Origin of the sequence: Aquiflexum sp. (genome assembly GCF_041749095.1) — a bacterium.
GTDB lineage: Bacteria > Bacteroidota > Bacteroidia > Cytophagales > Cyclobacteriaceae > Aquiflexum.
In genome coordinates this window covers 1-17717 of the sequence record NZ_JBGTCA010000033.1, presented here as the reverse complement: position 1 = coordinate 17717, position 17717 = coordinate 1, and the positions used below count along the sequence as shown (strand labels likewise).

Genomic DNA, 17717 nt, shown 5'->3' with positions numbered 1-17717 from the left:
GTTTGATTGGCGATCTTCAGCTCCACTTCGTAAAGCCCCAATTGTTCCGGGGTGAAACTAGGTTTTTCCTGCGTAGGGTTTGAAAGTGCCGCAGTACTGTTAGCAGGTCGGGAATTCAAAGTCCAGTTATAAGTAAAGGATAGTTGGTTCCCATCACTGGAACCTGACCCGTCCAGTTGCACAGGTGTATTGACCTGGATTTCCTTATCTGCACCGGCATTGGCAACAAGTTTATTTTGTAGCACCGGATTCTCATCCTCCTTGCAGGCAGATAAAATAAGTAGCCAAATAGCGGCTAAGATTAGAATGTTGTTAGTTTTCATTTGTAAGTGTTGGTTTAGATTTTTTAATAGAAAAAACTTTGAAAAGTATTTTCATACAGTGTAGTGATTGGAAAAATGGTAGGAGGGTTGCATGGCTTTTTGAAAAAAAGGATGAAAGTTTATTTTATTGTTAAAAAGCGGGGGAGACCTTCGAGGTTAAAAATAAACCTCAAAGGTCGGAAACCTTTGAGGTCTTCCCTACCGCGAAGACAGGACCTCGAAGGTTTTTTCACCACATTGAGGTTCTAATCCTTTAAATATAAAATCTGTCAATTTTGTCCAAATACCTCTCGTCTGACATTCCTGTTCGATTAAAAAAAATCACGCTTCCCCTATTTATTTTTGGATAGATTCTGATTTCGCAGTAATACCCGCCGCCTCCACCTGCGTGTGCAAAATATTTTATACCGTTTAGTTCTCCGGAAAACCAACCCAGGCACATCCCGGTATTTTTACCCTGATTATTTTTGTTTTCCTGAAATAGCATTGTTTTGGATTTTTCAGAAATCAAACCATTTTTCTCATTCATCAATTCCTGAACGTATGAAACAAATGCATTGGGCTTGCCAACTAATCCTCCATAAGGAGCCCCATTTACATAGTAGATTTTAAAGGGTTGCCATCTTCCTTCATTCTCACCCATAAACTTCGATTTGTTGATAAACAAGCCTAAAATGAGGTTGGAAAAAGACATTCTTTTATGATAACCTTTTGCGTGGAAATCAAGATTTGGAATGGTAAAAGCCATTTCATCATGGCCTATTGGCAGTTTTTGAACAATATTTTTAATGATATAATCTTCATAGGTTTTACCGGAAACTTTCTCAATTAATTGCCCTAAAATCACATACCCTAAATTGGAGTAAGCAAACTTTTCATTGGGTTTGGATTTGACCTTCTTGTTTTTTTCAATAATCAAATCAAAAAATGAGTTTCTGTCAAATATATGATGATCGCTTTCTAAATGAATCCATGCAAGCGGAATGGGGTTTGGTATTCCTGAAGTATGGTTCAACAATTGTTTTACAGTAATTTCATCTCCATAATCAAAACCGGGCAAATAATGGATTACAGGTTTTTCCAGCTCCAATAGTCCACGCTCTACCAACTGTAAAACCGCTAGTGAGGTAAATGTTTTGGTGACCGATAAGGCGTGATAAGTTGTATTTGAATCCACCTTTTTCTGTCCTACGATATCCGCAAATCCCTTTTGAAATGAATCAATGATTTTGTGTTGGTCAAAGAAGAAATATTGAATGGAAGGTGATTTTCCATTTTCTATTTCATTGTTCAATATTTGTTCTGCCTTTTTCATTTGTATGTCAGGTAAATTAGCACCAACAATTGTTTTTCCGTCTTTTTCCTTGCATGAACCAAATCCAAACAAAAAGACAATGATTAATAAAAAGTTGTATTTCATTTCTATCGTTTTTCAAGATGAGACATAACCGAAATTACTCCATCGCCAATGTGAATGTCACTCACATCTTTGAGGTTCTACATAGAATTATTGATATAACAACTTATCAATATCTTCATGAATGTCCTTTGAGCGCTTTGCTCTTGCTTTAACAATCGTCCCCTTTTGATCAATAAGAACATGGGTCGGGGCAAAATTTAACTTATATGCAGAAATGGCTTCATTTCTAAATTGATTTTCCGCAACAAGATGAAGACCTGGATAAGGTTTATTGCCTAGGAATTTTGCAAACCTTTGATTTTTTCCTGCTATAAACTCTTTCCAGCGAATAATATCTGAACCGTTTTCCAATGCTATATAAATGAAATTCACCGGCTGGTCTTTATACTTCTCCTGCAGTGATAAAGCATCCGGTATTTCTTCGATGCATGGGTAGCACCATGTACCCCAAAAATCGATATACACTATTTTACCTTGAAAGTCACTTAATTTATGTAGGAGGCCATTTGAATCAGGCAATTCAAAGTCGGGTGCCTGACTTCCGGGCTCCAAATGATTGAAGCTTGCAATATTCAATTCAAAGCTGTTTCGGCTAATATCATTTGAAAAATGATTTCGCATACTTTCTTCAAATACCTTTAAATGATCAAAAAAATCATCGGCCATCAATCCGAATGAATACTCGCTTATAGTGCTTAAAGCCATGAGGTCTGTCCAGGATGATTTGGGTTGATGGGCAATGAATTTCAATTTCCAATTCAAATTTTCTTTCCACCATTCTTCTTCATTTTTATTTTTTAATGCATGCCGCGCCTTATTAGTTAAAAATTCGCCAGCCAATATTTTAGCGGCTGTAGTTTTGGAAAAGTCATTGTTGAAATCAATACTATCAAGGAAATTGTAGTAAGTCTCATGAGGAAAAAAGTAATCAAATTCTTCCTTTGTATAATAATTCCTTCTTTCCAAATGCTCCAAAAGGAAGCTAGCCCTTTCGGCATTTATTGTATTCAAATGGTATTCCTTTACTACTTCAGGAATTGATGCAAACCAATTCAAAGCATTTACTCTTTCAACATGAATGCTATCTATAAATCTTTTGAATTCAAGTTCAGTAGAAAAGGAGTCACTCGTTATTTTCTCAAAGAATAACTTATCCTTTGGAAAAATGGAATAATCCTTTTCCAGATGCATAATTTTTTCACTTCCTTTTCCTCCAATTACAAATTTCGGTTCGTCACTCCATGAAGATTGTTCAATGTATAAAGAATCTTTGGGTATAATGAAAATATCAGCTTTCAACTAATGATAATTATTGCTGATGATTTGATAGAAATTTGGACCTGTTAAGGTGAAACTAAACTTGAACCGTCCTAAACTATCGGTCTCGATTGTGTGATACCCTTCCTTACTCTTCAGTCCGGGGAAATAATCATCAACTGGAATTAACGAAATGGTTTTATTCTGTAAGTCAGGTAAAATCCCGCAAACTATTGTTTGCGGGTCTTTTTCACTGCAAGAATTAAAAACCACCAACAAGACAATGGTGAATAACAGGCTGTATTTCATAGATATCATATTTCAAAATGAACTATAATTGAAATTCAATCTAAGTCATATTTCGATTATATAGCTATAGGATTATAAAAGTAAGGTCTGGGTTGCATGAGTTGACGGAAATAAAGTGAGACTTATAATCTGGCTAATAACATCTAATCCCGAAAGCCGCAAACCTTTGAGGTCTTCCCCATTCGAGAGAACTGAACCTCGAAGGTTTTTCTCGTAGACCAAACCCTATTAAAAACTAAAATATATTAAGTCATATTTTTACCACATAGTCCATTTAGTACACATAGAAAATTAAGCTCATTTTTTAAAAAAAAAGATGGAAACTGCACCAAAAAACAATGTGTTCTATGCTTCTATGTGGTTACCCGAAAAGATTCATCTGTGGTAAATATACCTCCCCTGTTTTGGCGAAAAGTCACCTTCTCAATTGACCATCAAATTAGCCAAAACCAACTTGGGTAACCCATCAAACGATCTATAAACATGTCACCCTTTCAGGGTGTTTAAACAATAACAGCAAATCCAGCCATTTCCAATTTTACCTAACACCATTTAAACTTTAATCCTAGAGCAAGACCTTGGGGTTTAAAAAAAACCAAAGTACTTCTCCCACAACCTTTGAGGTCTTCCCCACCGCGACGACAGGACCTCGAAGGTTTTTTTGAAGTTATCGGTTTTGATTTTGGTACCAAGTATAAAGACTGGGGCCTTGGTTTCGTCTTGTCACCAGTTGATTTATTGGATATTCTATTTATGTTTTTTTTCAGATTGTTCAACCTCCCAAATCTCGGGACTGCCCCTAAAGGGTATTTCAAATAGCAACATATGTTAACACACCTTAAATAAAAGTACCTATTATGGAAAGTATACGATTGAGGGGGAGAGAATTGATATTCAAATGAAGGCCCAAGAACAAGATGCGAGACCTGCCAGGCAGGCAGGGACTAGAGCCGAGAAGAGAGATAACTTGGTCGTAGTGGCTGAGACTATTTCAATCTTGCAACCTTTGAACCTTCAAACCTCTACCATCCTAATTTTTCAATCTTGCAATTTTCCAATCCTCTACAACAAATCAAACGTCTTTCTCATCGCAAAGGTCTTCCTTATCCAATCCGCCAAGAGTGTGCTTTGTGCAAAATCCAAGGTCTGTTGTCCGTCGGAGTAGGCTTTTTCGGGGATTTCATGGGTTTCATAGATGATCCCATCAGCACCTGCCATCACTCCGGAAAGTGCCATTTGCGGTACATATTCCCTGATTCCGATTCCATGGGACGGGTCAACAACCACGGGCAAATGGGATTTGACTTTCAAGATGGGAACGGCATTCAGATCCAGGGTGTTTCTGCTTGCCTTTTCATAGGTTCTGATTCCCCTTTCACACAGTATCAGTTTTTCATTGCCACCGGAGAATACATATTCGGCAGATTGGAGCAATTCCTCTATGGTTCCGGATATCCCTCTTTTGATCATGACCGTTTTGTCCACTTTCCCCAATTCATCCAATAAATTGAAGTTTTGGGTATTTCTGGCACCCACCTGATAAATGTCCACATAAGGGTACATTTCCTCAATCTGCGAAACCTGCATGACCTCAGTTACAATCTTGATACCTGCTTCCTTTGCCAAGCCATACCATAATTTCAGACCATCAATCCCCAAGCCCCTGAAAGCATAGGGACTTGACCTGGGTTTGAATACACCACCACGCATCATTTTGATCCCGTTTTCTTTGAGGTGGTCAATGACTTTGATGATCTGTTCTTCTGATTCAATGGAACATGGACCTGCCATGATGGCCATATCACCATCTTTAATATACACCCCATCCCCCAAATCGACTGAAGTAGGCTTTGCCTTCCATTTTTTGGAAACCAGCTTATATTCATCGGACACAATGTGAATATCCTGAATACCTTCTTTTTGGCCGATTTTACGGATGTCAAATTCTTTCTTGCCTATCCCCACCAAATAATCCCCTAATTGGGTTTTCACTTCTGTGATTTTGTAACCGATTTGATTAATTTCCTGAATAAGGGAATCCTTTTGTTTTTCGGAAATATCTTCTTTTAACTGAACAATCATATTTTATTTGATTATGGACTGAATATAGTTTTTTATATCCTCAGCCAGATTTTTACTGTCTTTGATCACTTTGATAAATGCACTTCCTATGATCGCACCATTGCTATAAGAAGATGCATTGGTAAATGTCTCCGAATCGGAAATCCCAAAACCGATTAACCTTGGGTTTTTAAGATCCATCTCTTTTACCCTCTTGAAATAGGCAATCTGTTCTTCGGAAATCCCTGATTTGGCACCTGTAATGCTATGGGAAGAAACCATATAGATAAAACCATCTGAATTTTGGTCGATTTCCAAAATCCTCTTTTCACTGGTCTGAGGAGATATCAAAAATGTATTTGCCAAACCATATTTCTCGAACAATTGCCGGTATTCCTCAAGGTATTGCTGCACCGGAAGATCAGGCAAGATCAGACCATCAATCCCCAATTCCTGGCATTTTTTGCAAAAAGCTTCCATCCCATATTGGATGATCGGATTCAAATATCCCATCAGTACCACCGGAATAGTAATTGACTCCCGCATAACCTCTAATTGTCCAAACAGCTTTTTGAGACTCATGCCGTTTTCTAGGGCAATCATGTTGCTGTCCTGAATGGTTGGCCCATCAGCTATCGGATCCGAGTATGGAACTCCTATCTCTATAATATCCGCCCCGGCATCCTGAACAGCCTTCATGATCGGCAGAGTATCTTCCAATTTTGGAAATCCTGCCGTAAAGTAAATCGACAGCACCCGCTCTTTTTTGTTTTGAAATAATGTATGTATTCGGTTCATATTTTTGAGATGTGAGATATGAGACGTGAGACTTGAGATTTTAGATTGTAGATTGCAGAATGTAGATTTTAGATTTTAGATTTCATATCAATTCAATTGTGTCAAAGGCTTTCACTTTGTCATTTCGAGTCCTTAACATCTTTTAAATGTTCAGAACTAGGTAATGACATCAGGCCATAGACCTCTCCTGACGTCGAGGTGACAAGGCAAAGCCATTTACAAGATTTGAATGTTATTTGTGGTTCTAAACTATCAATTTCCAAATTTGTCATTGGCAAAGTAGAAATAAAACTTTTTTCCTAATCATGGTTGTTAGACCACTCTCATAGTAGCTATCCGAATAAGATTTTCGGAATCTTGGTACATTGTACTTCGTTCTTCGTACAACCCAACCTTCATCCTTCACCCTTCATCCTTCCTCCTTTAATACCCTCCCCACTTAATATAAGTTTCCAGATCCTTGTCACCTCTTCCAGACAGGTTGATGACGATGATATCGCCCTTTCTGTACATAATCATATTCAGTGCGTGGATGGCATGGGCGGTTTCGATGGCCGGGATAATACCTTCCATGCGACTGAGTTCTATTCCTGCCTTCATCGCATCTTTATCCTCCACTGCCACAAACTCCCCTCTCCCGATATCAAAAAGATGCGCATGTACAGGTCCTATTCCGGGATAATCCAGTCCTGCCGAAATGGAATGTGGCTCTACAACCTGTCCATCTTCAGTTTGCATAAGTAAAGTTTTGCTTCCATGCAGGATACCCGGAGTTCCCAGGGCAGTGGTGGCTGCAGATTTCCCGGAAGATATTCCCAATCCCGCAGCCTCTACTGCAATCAGCCTTACCTGAGGGACATTGTAATAATGGTAAAATGCTCCAGCCGCATTGCTACCTCCACCTACACAGGCGATGACCAAATTGGGATTTTCTGTTCCTTCTTTTTCTTTCAACTGCCATTTAATCTCTTCAGAAATCACAGATTGAAACCTGGCCACCATTTCAGGATATGGATGTGGCCCTACCACAGAACCAATTATGTAATGCGTATCAACAGGATTATTGATCCATTGACGCATCGCTTCGTTGGTGGCATCTTTGAGGGTTTGATTTCCTGAAGTGGCGGGAACCACTTTTGCGCCCAGGATTTTCATCCGTTCTACATTGGGGCGCTGCCGTTGGATGTCAAGTGAACCCATGTAAATGGTACAATCCATTCCCATCAAGGCACATACAGTGGCAGTGGCAACTCCATGTTGACCGGCACCTGTTTCTGCAATGATCCGCTTTTTGGCAAGCTTTTTGGCCAAGATAATCTGCCCAACTGTATTGTTGACCTTATGGGCACCGGTATGGCAAAGGTCCTCGCGCTTGAAGTATATTTTTGCGCCATATTTCCGGGACATTCGTTCCGCAAAATATAGAGGTGTAGGCCTTCCTACGTAATCTTTCAACAGACTTTTGAATTCCTTCTGGAACTCGTCTGTAGCCACAATCTGCTCATAATTTTCCCTGAGCTCTTCAATATTGGGATGGAGCATTTCAGGGATGTATGCACCCCCAAATTTTCCATAATATCCTTTTTCGTCGATTTTGATCATTTTTTTTTAAGACGTGAGACGTGAGATGTGAGATGTGAGAAGGTAGTCCCGATAGCTATCGGGATTAGATCTTAGAATTAGATCCGATTACTATCTGGATTAGTGGTAAGAAATTAATAGACTATTTCAACTATATTTCTACCTTATTTCAACTATATTTCTATTCAAATTTTCCCTTTAAACTCTTTTATTAAAGCCAAATTCTTATATCCCGGTTCAATTTCAAATTTTGAATTGATGTCTATTCCTTTCATTTGGGGGACTTGGGATTGGAGATTTTGGATGGGAACTATATGATCCAAACTTATGCCTCCACTAAGTAAAAAGGGCTTTTCAAAAGGGTAATCCAGGAGCAATTGCCAATTGAAGGTCTTCCCACTACCACCGTAGGACTTGGTGAAAGTATCAAATAGAAAGTAGTCCACATAAGGCAAGTAACATTCCACTAATTCCCATTGGATTGAATCATTGACCGAATAAACCTTGAAGATTTCCAACCCGGATTTCTCTTTGATTTTCCTGACTTCATCAACTGTTTCTTTCCCATGCAACTGTAGCGTTGTCAATCCAAAAGAATGGATTTTTTCCGCTATATCCGCGATATCCGCATTGACAAAAACCCCTACTTTTCTGATCTCTAATGCTTTGATATAGTCTTCATTGCTGTCCACAAACCTTGGCGAAGAAGGATGAAAGATCAAACCCATCCAATCAGGCTGGATTTGCTCTATCAATTCCCTGATATTATCAGGTTCCCGCATGCCACAGACTTTCAGCTTCATCATCCTCCGGTTATGCCATGCTTTTGGGAAATCAAATTCCTGTATTCTTTTATGAAATTATAAGCCGCCTGTTGCGGCCTTCCAGATTTCATAAAATTCTCACCTATCAGAAATCCATCAAAGCCGGCATCTTTCAGGTCAACAAGTGTTTGGGGGTTGGAAATTCCACTTTCAGAGATTTTCACAAAATCAGATGGGATTTGATCAACCAAACCGAAAGATGTTTCCAATGAAACCTCAAAAGTTTTCAGGCTCCTGTTATTTACGCCAATCAAATCCAAATATTCGTTTACTGCAACACCAAGTTCTTCTCCATCATGAACCTCCATCAACACCTCTAGTCCCAAAGAACGTGCAAAAGCAGCCAATTCTTTTAATCTATTAGGCTGCAATGCAGCAGCAATTAGGAGGATGCAATCCGCACCTATTGATTTGGCTTCAATGATCTGGTACTCATCAATAATGAAATCCTTTCTAAGAATCGGGCAGAAGTTGTATTTTCTGGCCAAAGTCAAATCCTCATTTTGCCCACCGAAAAACTCCTGATCGGTCAAGATGGACAAAGCCGAAGCCCCTGCCTGCATATAACCGATGCTTACCTTTTCGATGGATGCATTGATATTGATATCTCCCTTTGAAGGTGATTTTCTTTTGAATTCAGCAATAATCCCCGTTTTATCTTCCCTGGTGATGTACTTTTTCATCGACACCACTTTGCTTTCAAAATAAATACTTTTTTCAAGCAACTTTACAGGAACAAGGCCGCTCTTTTCGGAAACTTCCTTCTTTTTGTGGACAATAATTCTATCTAAAATATTCATAGGTCTTAGTTTGCAAAAGAAATGGATGTTTTAGGATTGACAAGGGCAGTGAACACCTGTAGGGCTTTTCCTGACAAAAGTGAATCTTCAGCTTTGGATAGCGCATGCTCAAATCCAAGTGAAGGGTCTGCAGTAATCAAAGCCGCAGCAGCATTAGCCATAACAACAGCGTTTTGGGAAGATGTTCCTTTACCTTTCAAGATTGCATCGAATATCTGTGCGGATTCTTTTACTGTATCCCCTCCCTTTATGGAATCTGCCAAGATTTTCTTCAAACCAATTCCCGTCGGACTATAAAGCTTTTCTCCTGAATTTGATATCATTTTAAAATCCCCTGTCAAGGATATTTCATCATATCCGTCCATAGAATGGAGAATACTGAAATTTCCCTCGTGTTCCTGATAGAGGTAAGCATATAGCCTCGCCAATTCAAGACTAAAAACCCCTACCAATTGTTTTTTCGGAAAACTCGGATTGACCATGGGACCGAGCATGTTGAAGAAAGTTTTTACCCCCAATTCCTTTCTGATAGGGCCTACATTTTTCATGGCAGGGTGAAAAAGCGGTGCATGGAGAAAACAGATTCCCGCTTCATCCAGGCTTTTCCTGATTTTGTCTATATCGCTGGTAAACTCATATCCGAAATAGGCCAACAGGTTGGAAGAACCACAAATGGAGGAAACTCCTGTATTGCCATGCTTGGCCACATTTTGACCAGCCCCTGCTACAATAAAGGATGCAAGTGTGGAAATATTGAAAGTATCTTTGCCATCTCCACCTGTTCCACAAAGGTCCATGGCATCATATTCAGCAATTTCCACAGGAACACAAAGCTCCAACATGGCTTCCCGAAATCCTCCAAGTTCCTCGACCGTAATACTTCTCATCAAATAAACCGTCAAAAAAGCCGCAATCTGGGATTGGTTATACTCCCCGGTTGCAATGTTCTTTAACACTTCCTTCGCCTGTTCTTTGGAAAGCGTCCTGTGTTCGATCAAGTGGTTGAGTATGTCTTTCATGGTTGTAGGTTTGTGTGGGTTATTGGTTTATTGAAGGTTTGATGCTGTAATTTATTGTATCTCACTTCCAAGTTATTGATTCTATCATAACTTTTCTTGGCTCTAGTTTTTTGAATTTTGTCTTCCTTTTAAATTAAGACCTTCGAGGTTTTGAAAACCTCAAAGGTCTCGGATCTCGGTTCTCGGCTCTCGCTTCTTGGTTCTAGCATCTCGGCTCTCGCTTCTCGTTTCTCGCCTCTCGCTTCTACCATCAGCTTTCCAGCCAATTTCTCATCATCTCCACCCCATGTTCGGTCAATACCGACTCCGGATGGAACTGAAGGCCACGGACTTTGAATTTTTTATGTCTGACACCCATAATTTGGTTATCAGGTGTCCTTGCTATAATTTCCAAATCAGGAGATAAAGTGTTTTCATTGATCACCCAAGAATGGTACCGTCCTATTTTGAAATTCTCTGGCAATCCTTGAAATAACATATCCTCTTCTATTTTCACCTCAGAAGCCAATCCATGGACAACTTCCGACAAGTTGATCAGGTCACCCCCAAAAGCCTCTCCTATTGCCTGATGACCGAGACAGACTCCTAGAATGTCCTTTGTCGAAGAGAATGTTTTCAGCAATTCAGGCATAATCCCCGCTTCGGAAGGGATTCCCGGTCCGGGTGAAAGGAGTATTTTATCATAAACACCCACATCAGCCAAATTGATTTTGTCATTTCTATATATTTCCATATTTGCCCCATAACCCAATGTCCTGATGATATATACTAAGTTATAGGTAAAGGAATCGTAATTATCTAAAACAAGAATCTTCATAGAAGCATCAAAATTTTTAAATTGTGGACTGTGGGTTGAATAGATTCAAATCCATTCTGATATTACTGATTAAGCAATTCATATCTTTAGGAAAATTACATCAATTAGATTTTTTCGGCCGTTTTGAGGGCCACCCTCAACGCCTCAAGCTTGTTAGTAACTTCCTGCAATTCTGAGGGTATTGAGGACTTAGCAACCACACCTGCCCCTGCTTGGAACCTCAGTTGATTGTTTTCTGATACAAATGATCGGATCAAAATGGCATGGTTGAAATCACCATTGAAACCCAGAAAACCAATGGCGCCGCCATAGAATTTTCTGGAAGTGTTTTCCAGTTCATCTATCAATTCCATAGCCCGATATTTTGGCGCTCCCGATAGGGTACCGGCAGGAAAGGTATCTGCCACCAATTGAAGTGGGTTTGCATTTTCGGGGAGTTGCCCGGTTACTTTGGAGACCAAATGAATGACATGGGAGTAGTATTGAATTTCTTTAAAGACCTCTACTTTGACTTTTTCAGAAGACCTGCTGAGGTCATTTCTGGCAAGATCCACCAACATCACATGCTCTGAATTTTCTTTGGGATCATCATATAGTTCCATGGCCAAAGTCGCATCTGCTTGGTCATTCCCTGTCCGCTTGAAAGTCCCCGCTATAGGGTAAATGGTAGCCACATTGTTTTTGACCACAATCTGTGCTTCAGGAGAACTACCAAAAACCTTATAGGAACCATAGTCAAAATAAAACAAATATGGCGACGGGTTGACGGATCTAAGCGCCCGATAAACATTGAATTCATCTCCCTTGAAAGAAGTCGTGTACCTCCGGGAAAGCACAATTTGGAATACATCTCCCCTGAAACAATGTTCCTGTCCCTTTTGGAGGATTTCCAGAAACTCCTCATCTGAGTAATTAGAGGATTCTTCTCCGACAAGTTTAAATGAATAGGAAGGAATATTTTTGCTGTTTAACAGTGTTTCCAGTTGAGGGAGGACGTTTCCTTTTGAACCTTCCAAAGAATGTTCAAACAGGTGCATTTCATTTTTGAAATGATCAACTACTATCACATTCTGATACACGGCATAATGCATCATCGGTACAGGATCCGAACTGGTATTCGACAACTTGATGTCCTCAAAATAGGCAACAGCATCATACTGCATATAGCCAAAAAGCCCATTGCTGATAAATTTATGTTTGCCGTTATCATCCTGAAATTTTGCAGAAAACTGCCTTAAAGCATCAATTAGTGCGAGTTCCTCCCTGACCTCATAAGCATTCGATTTTCCTTGGGGCAAGGATTCTGTGACCGTTCCACCATTGAAAGAAAATGAAGCAATCGGATTGAAACAGATGTAGGAGTAACTGTCTTCCTGACCATGATAGTCCGAACTCTCAAACAAAATCGGATTGGCAAACCTATCCCTGATCTGAAGATAAATACTAACAGGGGTTATCGTGTCTGCGAGTAATTTTTTGTGTTCCGTATGAATTTTGAATGTTTCCATGGTCTTGGGTTAAAAAGAAAAAAGGCCTGCCGGGAAAACCAGCAAGCCTTTTGTATATCGTAACAAATCTGTTATTGGACAATAGCTTTCGGTTCTTCCCCGGAATGAGAAGTCAAATGCCACCACCAATATTTTGTTTGAATCGTTTTCATTTTTGCAATGGGACAAAGTTAAAAATGCATTCTGTTTAACAAAACATATTTTAAAAATATTATTGGAAAATTGAGAATATTGAAAAATTGGAAAATTTAGGGAAAATTTAATTTTCTCAACCTTTGTTATTAAAATACCACCCATTTTATTAATCGGATAGCCTTTAATCAAATTCCTTATTGATGAATAGGAAATGAAAAGGGGGGGCTTCTATCCAAAATCCTCCCCATTCTACAGAGTGCATTGGGAGAATAATGCTGATAAATAATTAAATTGCCTTAATTTTATAAAAAGCTTGGAACTATGGATTTACGAATGAAGAAATATACCATGATTGAAAAAATCATGCAACTGGATGTGTTTGAAATTGAAAAGCTTGAAATTGCCTTTAATGAGGTTTGATCATAATGAAGCTTTAAAAAAAACCCGCTCATGGCGAGAAAAATAGTCTGGGAAGCTTTATTGATTTTTTATTCAGACCCCAGCAAATAAATTAAAAAAATATTTTCAATGAAAAACCTACCCCGATATTTTAAGAGAGTGTTTGATGATTATCAGGTTCTGGTAAAAGTAAATCCGGATGATCTGACAGGTACTGAATTGATTGTACATCCTGATGGGAAAATTGAAAAAACAGAAATGGAGTTTGACGAGGAAATTTTTGAAGACCTGACCGTGGATGAGTTTGTGGAAGGTTCAGCCTTGGAGTTCAATCTTCAGTTATCAGTGTTCAGTGGGCAGTAGGCGGTGCTCAGTGTTCAGTTTTCAGTATGCAGTGGGCAGTAATCAGTGTTCAGTAGGCAGTGATCAGTGGCCAGATTGTCAGTTTTCGGTGGGAAGTATGCAGTGTTCAGTGTCAGCATGTGAGCAGTGTGTCAGAAAGAAGTAAAACTTGCAACTGCTTCCTGAGACTACCACCAGCGAAGGCCTTCTATAAACTGATAGCGTATTTGACCAACAAGTTAACTGCGACTGCAAACTGTCTACTGGACCAACTGCAAACTGCCTACTGCGACTGCCAACTGTAAACTGAGACTGTAAACTCCCAACTGAGCCAACTGCCAACTGCGACTGCAAACTGCCTACTGAACTACCCGCTCCTCGCTCCCTTAAATAAAATATTTTTCATGATTTTGAAAAAATATTGGATATCGGTTTTTATTGGCGACTTGGAATAGGCGTCAAGATACCTTAATTCGGAGGCCATGATCTCATCTAAGGTTTTTGGAAGATCTGCATAGAATGGTGGAAGAAGCCCCGGCTTTGTTTGGGTTCTTTTGGTTTTCAGTTCCTCTGAATATAACCTGAAATATTGCTCACTCAAAGGCCGGACACCTACAAACTTCAAATCACCTTTCAGCAAATTCCAGATCATAGGGATCTCATCCAGCCACACTTTCCTGAGTATTTTCCCAAATGCTGAAACCCTGAAATCATCATTGAATTTCCCACCTTCGGTCAGGTTATTATGTTGGTAAATATATTCCTGCAGATATTCTGAATACGGATACATGGTCCGTAGCTTGTACACATTAAATTCTCTTCCTCCCTCCCCTACTCTCTTAAGCTTTACAATTGGCCAGTAAGTAGGGTCTGCTTGTTTGATGGGTTCGCTGATTTTGGTAGCTACAAAAAAATGCGTATTATCGATATCCTGATAATCAACCACCTCGAAACCAAAAGCATACAACCTCCCCGTCAATTCAACCCGGGACATCAACTTACCTTTGCCTCCGGTAAGTAAATCATAAATTTTTTGGGTTATCGGTAGCTTGGGAAATACCCTGTACAATAGGGAATCAAATCTATAAATCAATTGACTCAACAAAAACGGATACTTTTCCAGGATTTTGTTTTTCCTGTTCACATAGGTTTCCACCTGCCCAATGATAAGGCCTGACCTGTCCAATAATCTGGAAGAAAGTGTAAACAGTTCGTTGATATCCTCAAATGAATTGAGCTTGGAAGTTGATACTAAAGCCGAAAATGGAGTTCTTCTGAAAATCTTAAAATCATTGATTTTTTCAGCAATATGAATTTCTGAACCTGGGATTCCCTGAATATATTTTTTCACAAAAAAATGGGATCCTAGAGGAAGGGTTCTGGGCAAAGAAATATCCTCAACCACAGGAGCTAGGCTTAACTGCTGATAATCGACTGGTTGTAAGGTACTTGCGAGATTCATTTAAACTATAAAATTCGAGACACTAAATAAACAATTTTTTCGATGAATTGTGTTGTATTTTTCACACCATTATCAATAAAGCTTAGGAATGGCATTGATTTTTTCCAACGCATGCTGAAAGTCAATGCCTATTATTTCAAGGTACCATCGGATGGTTTCAAAGCGGGGTTTGTTTTCCTCCATGGCTCTTTTCAATGCCTCTTCCCTACTGATCATTCCTTCTCTAACCTGATTGCTCCTGAAAGTGTCCACTTCCGAAAAGCCTGCTACCGTATAGTAGATATAATTGTAAAAGCCTGCTGTTCCGTCGCCTATTCTCCAAGTGGAATCTGTATCGCTTGCCTTTTCCCAATCGTATTCATTTTGGATCAAAGGGTTGATTTCGTTTTCTTTCCAGGGATAATAATCGAATAATTGATAATAATCCTTCTTGGGAGCGAGGTAGCGGACCGCAAACGAACCCAACGTATCTATTAACGACTGATTGATGTATTTTGGATTGGATAAAAATTCTTTACCGACATAGCCCATCAACCTTAACTGGTTCAACCTTGATAAGGAATAAATATGTTCCTTATCAAATTGTGGGGGCAATCCTGCAAACCCGACCTTAAAGTCAGTATTTTCAAGATGGTTGACTCCCCAAATGTTCAAATTGATGCCGGTCTGTTTTTTCAGTCTATCTGTATAATAAAAGAAGTATTTGTCCCCGGCCATAAATAATGGGATCATTCCCAATGTGGGGTTTTTCAGCCAAGCCTCTATGTTTTTTCTGATATTTTGGCGCTTCCAATGAATATCGGCAGCGACTACAATATTTTCCACACCCAATTTACCGCATACCCTCGCAATATTCCTTCTCGCCAAATCCGTCACCATCCCCCAATCATAGGTAAATGCGATCGGGTTGAGTCCAAGTTCTTTTTTCACAAAATGAAGTGCAAATGAACTGTCCCTTCCCCCGCTGAAAGGCACAATACAATCCTGTTTGCCATCCGAACTACGGTAAGATGAGATAATGGTCTTCAATTCATCCAACTTTCCTTTTTTGCTTTTGGGAATATAGCCGTGACAATAATTGCATACCCCATTCTTGTAAAAATGGATAAATGGGAAAGATTCAGGGAGTATGCATGTTGTGCATCTCATAATTGTCTGTATCCTTTCAATATTATACTCCAATAGGTCAAAGAGCTTTTTCTCTTTGTTTCTGTTAAAGCGGATTTCTGGTTCCAGTACCACTTCCCTGGATGCTTTTAGGTTTTGAATTGGATGAAAAAATGTTCTGAAATTTTGGATGGGATTGTTCTTGGCTTTAAATGGAGCAAAATCCAGCGTATCCAGATCCAGATAAACTGACTCACCTGGATTGAGTTTCTTGATAGGGGTATTCTGCAAAGGTTTACCCAAGGATTTTTGGATTAAGGTATTTAAATGAAAAGCTTCCGAGGCCACCATGAAAAACCTGTTTGGCTGATGGAGGTAATATAAGGAACCATTATTTGTGGCCAGGAGCAACCTGTTCTGAGAAGCGAAAAAGGCAATGATAGAATAGGTTCCTTCCAGATTTCCCAGAACTTCTTTAAGATTTTTTCCCTCCTTCAAAAAATCTTCCTGAAGCAATTTTAGGATGATTTCAGAGTCAATCTTGTACTTTCTCTGCCATTGTGGTCTGTCTTGCCAAAGTTGGTCCACGTTGACAATGATACCGTTGTGTATCAGAATGTCGTTTTCCAATTGCACAGGTTGATTGTTTTCCGCTTGCAACTGGGAACCATTGGTCACCAATCTGGCATGGCCCAAAATGCCAAAATCCTTCCCTGAAATGCTGTATTGATTTTTAGCCTGCGAGAATAGTTGATTGAATTTCCCAGAGCGGATCAATTCTCTTATCCTGATATCACCCTTCACCAAATCCATAGCATCAGCATGGATAAAAGCCAGACCTGAGGAATCCTTGCCACGGGATTCACTTGACAAGGCCAGGTGCCGGAGCATTGGGCTTAGAGAAGATTCAGGTATGCCGGAGTTTGGTTTGAGGATTAGTCCGAAGATGCCGCACATGGGTAATGATAATTTTTATATCTGAAAAAGCACTTAAAACTTATCATTATTACATTCTTCTAGAAGAGTAGATGAATTTCCAAACTTTTCCTGCAAATCAAGGCCCCCTTCTAACAACATTTTTTTTGAATTCGGGTATTCCTCAACCAACCAAACCAAGAAATCAGTAAGGTTATACCTTTCTTTGGACAGGGCTTCTATTTTCTTTCTCAACCCTTTTTTATATTCCATATCTACTAGGACATTTAGCGCTAGTTCAAGTACTCCTTTTTCATATCTCAAATTATGTATCAGACCATTTTTTGCTTGCTGCTGCAATGTTCCGGCATCGAGGGAATTGACGTAAATCGCGGGGGTTCCAAGGGCGGCGCATTCAGATGCCATAGTAGCACCTTCTCCTACAAACAATGAAGCATAATGTAATGCATGATGCACTTTATTGGGTTTGATACTGATCCGGTAGTCCCTCAATTCTTTTGGCAATTCCCCTTCAGATGAAATAAAAACCCTGTAATTTGCAGCAAGTTCTTCAACCAAATTGGTTTTATAATCATCAGAAAAACCCATCTGTCCTTTGTCATGAAAAGCCCCCCAAGAA

Annotated in this window: 14 protein-coding genes and 1 pseudogene; 1 reads left to right on the top strand and 14 read right to left on the bottom strand. The window is 39.4% G+C overall.

Translation table 11 applies throughout. The features are described 5' to 3' along the window. The 11 genes from ACEW8O_RS02580 to ACEW8O_RS02530 form a co-directional block, all read right to left on the bottom strand. Positions 1-323 (bottom strand): PKD domain-containing protein (locus ACEW8O_RS02580; RefSeq protein ID WP_407936182.1); only part of this gene is annotated, 323 nt, incomplete at its 3' end. 253 nt (positions 324-576) lie between these two features. Continuing rightward, positions 577-1743, bottom strand: coding sequence for a serine hydrolase domain-containing protein (locus tag ACEW8O_RS02575; protein ID WP_373493059.1), 1167 nt, complete (start codon positions 1741-1743; stop codon positions 577-579). An 87-nt stretch (positions 1744-1830) separates the two neighbouring features. Then, the gene (locus ACEW8O_RS02570; RefSeq protein ID WP_373493058.1) at positions 1831-3042 is read right to left on the bottom strand and encodes a TlpA family protein disulfide reductase; all 1212 of its coding nucleotides are present in this window, start codon (positions 3040-3042) and stop codon (positions 1831-1833) included. A gap of 1329 nt (positions 3043-4371) precedes the next feature. After that, positions 4372-5391: a 3-deoxy-7-phosphoheptulonate synthase gene (gene aroF, locus ACEW8O_RS02565; RefSeq protein ID WP_373493057.1), complete on the bottom strand. Its 1020-nt coding sequence runs from the start codon at positions 5389-5391 to the stop codon at positions 4372-4374. Between the two features lie 3 nt (positions 5392-5394). Then, complete coding sequence (gene trpA, locus ACEW8O_RS02560) at positions 5395-6168, bottom strand: tryptophan synthase subunit alpha (protein ID WP_373493056.1); 774 nt, start codon at positions 6166-6168, stop codon at positions 5395-5397. Between the two features lie 423 nt (positions 6169-6591). Then, positions 6592-7770 (bottom strand): tryptophan synthase subunit beta, encoded by a 1179-nt coding sequence (gene trpB, locus ACEW8O_RS02555; RefSeq protein ID WP_373493055.1) that lies wholly within the window; start codon positions 7768-7770, stop codon positions 6592-6594. A 164-nt stretch (positions 7771-7934) separates the two neighbouring features. Next, positions 7935-8555 (bottom strand): phosphoribosylanthranilate isomerase, encoded by a 621-nt coding sequence (locus tag ACEW8O_RS02550; protein ID WP_373493054.1) that lies wholly within the window; start codon positions 8553-8555, stop codon positions 7935-7937. Beyond that, the gene (gene trpC / locus ACEW8O_RS02545) at positions 8552-9373 is read right to left on the bottom strand and encodes an indole-3-glycerol phosphate synthase TrpC (RefSeq protein ID WP_373493053.1); all 822 of its coding nucleotides are present in this window, start codon (positions 9371-9373) and stop codon (positions 8552-8554) included. Before trpC ends, ACEW8O_RS02550 begins: the two co-directional genes overlap by 4 nt. Before the next feature lie 5 nt (positions 9374-9378). Next, positions 9379-10392, bottom strand: a complete 1014-nt coding sequence (gene trpD, locus ACEW8O_RS02540; protein ID WP_373493052.1) for an anthranilate phosphoribosyltransferase — start codon at positions 10390-10392, stop codon at positions 9379-9381. Between the two features lie 250 nt (positions 10393-10642). Continuing rightward, positions 10643-11209, bottom strand: coding sequence for an aminodeoxychorismate/anthranilate synthase component II (locus ACEW8O_RS02535; RefSeq protein ID WP_373493051.1), 567 nt, complete (start codon positions 11207-11209; stop codon positions 10643-10645). A 104-nt stretch (positions 11210-11313) separates the two neighbouring features. Further along, positions 11314-12717, bottom strand: coding sequence for an anthranilate synthase component I family protein (locus ACEW8O_RS02530; RefSeq protein ID WP_373493050.1), 1404 nt, complete (start codon positions 12715-12717; stop codon positions 11314-11316). A 663-nt stretch (positions 12718-13380) separates the two neighbouring features. Here ACEW8O_RS02530 and ACEW8O_RS02525 point away from each other — a divergent pair. Next, complete coding sequence (locus ACEW8O_RS02525; RefSeq protein ID WP_373493049.1) at positions 13381-13614, top strand: hypothetical protein; 234 nt, start codon at positions 13381-13383, stop codon at positions 13612-13614. Positions 13615-13960: 346 nt separating this feature from the next. Here the strand turns inward: ACEW8O_RS02525 and ACEW8O_RS02520 are convergent, their stop codons facing one another. From ACEW8O_RS02520 to ACEW8O_RS02510, 3 genes and pseudogenes are all read right to left on the bottom strand, one after another. Then, entirely contained in the window at positions 13961-15055 is a 1095-nt protein-coding gene (locus ACEW8O_RS02520) for a sugar transferase (RefSeq protein ID WP_373493048.1), read from the bottom strand. Between the two features lie 72 nt (positions 15056-15127). After that, the gene (locus ACEW8O_RS02515; RefSeq protein ID WP_373493047.1) at positions 15128-17119 is read right to left on the bottom strand and encodes a hypothetical protein; all 1992 of its coding nucleotides are present in this window, start codon (positions 17117-17119) and stop codon (positions 15128-15130) included. 33 nt (positions 17120-17152) lie between these two features. Further along, positions 17153-17717 (bottom strand): annotated as a pseudogene (locus ACEW8O_RS02510) (hypothetical protein); the annotation flags it as partial.

Bases quoted from the DNA above. Each gene is read 5' to 3' on its own strand.
- ACEW8O_RS02575 (WP_373493059.1), bottom strand. From the start codon at position 1,743: ATGAAATACAACTTTTTATTAATCATTGTCTTTTTGTTTGGATTTGGT.
- aroF (WP_373493057.1), bottom strand. From the start codon at position 5,391: ATGATTGTTCAGTTAAAAGAAGATATTTCCGAAAAACAAAAGGATTCC.
- trpA (WP_373493056.1), bottom strand. From the start codon at position 6,168: ATGAACCGAATACATACATTATTTCAAAACAAAAAAGAGCGGGTGCTG.
- trpB (WP_373493055.1), bottom strand. From the start codon at position 7,770: ATGATCAAAATCGACGAAAAAGGATATTATGGAAAATTTGGGGGTGCA.
- ACEW8O_RS02550 (WP_373493054.1), bottom strand. From the start codon at position 8,555: ATGATGAAGCTGAAAGTCTGTGGCATGCGGGAACCTGATAATATCAGG.
- trpC (WP_373493053.1), bottom strand. From the start codon at position 9,373: ATGAATATTTTAGATAGAATTATTGTCCACAAAAAGAAGGAAGTTTCC.
- trpD (WP_373493052.1), bottom strand. From the start codon at position 10,392: ATGAAAGACATACTCAACCACTTGATCGAACACAGGACGCTTTCCAAA.
- ACEW8O_RS02535 (WP_373493051.1), bottom strand. From the start codon at position 11,209: ATGAAGATTCTTGTTTTAGATAATTACGATTCCTTTACCTATAACTTA.
- ACEW8O_RS02530 (WP_373493050.1), bottom strand. From the start codon at position 12,717: ATGGAAACATTCAAAATTCATACGGAACACAAAAAATTACTCGCAGAC.
- ACEW8O_RS02525 (WP_373493049.1), top strand. From the start codon at position 13,381: ATGAAAAACCTACCCCGATATTTTAAGAGAGTGTTTGATGATTATCAG.
- ACEW8O_RS02520 (WP_373493048.1), bottom strand. From the start codon at position 15,055: ATGAATCTCGCAAGTACCTTACAACCAGTCGATTATCAGCAGTTAAGC.
- ACEW8O_RS02515 (WP_373493047.1), bottom strand. From the start codon at position 17,119: ATGTGCGGCATCTTCGGACTAATCCTCAAACCAAACTCCGGCATACCT.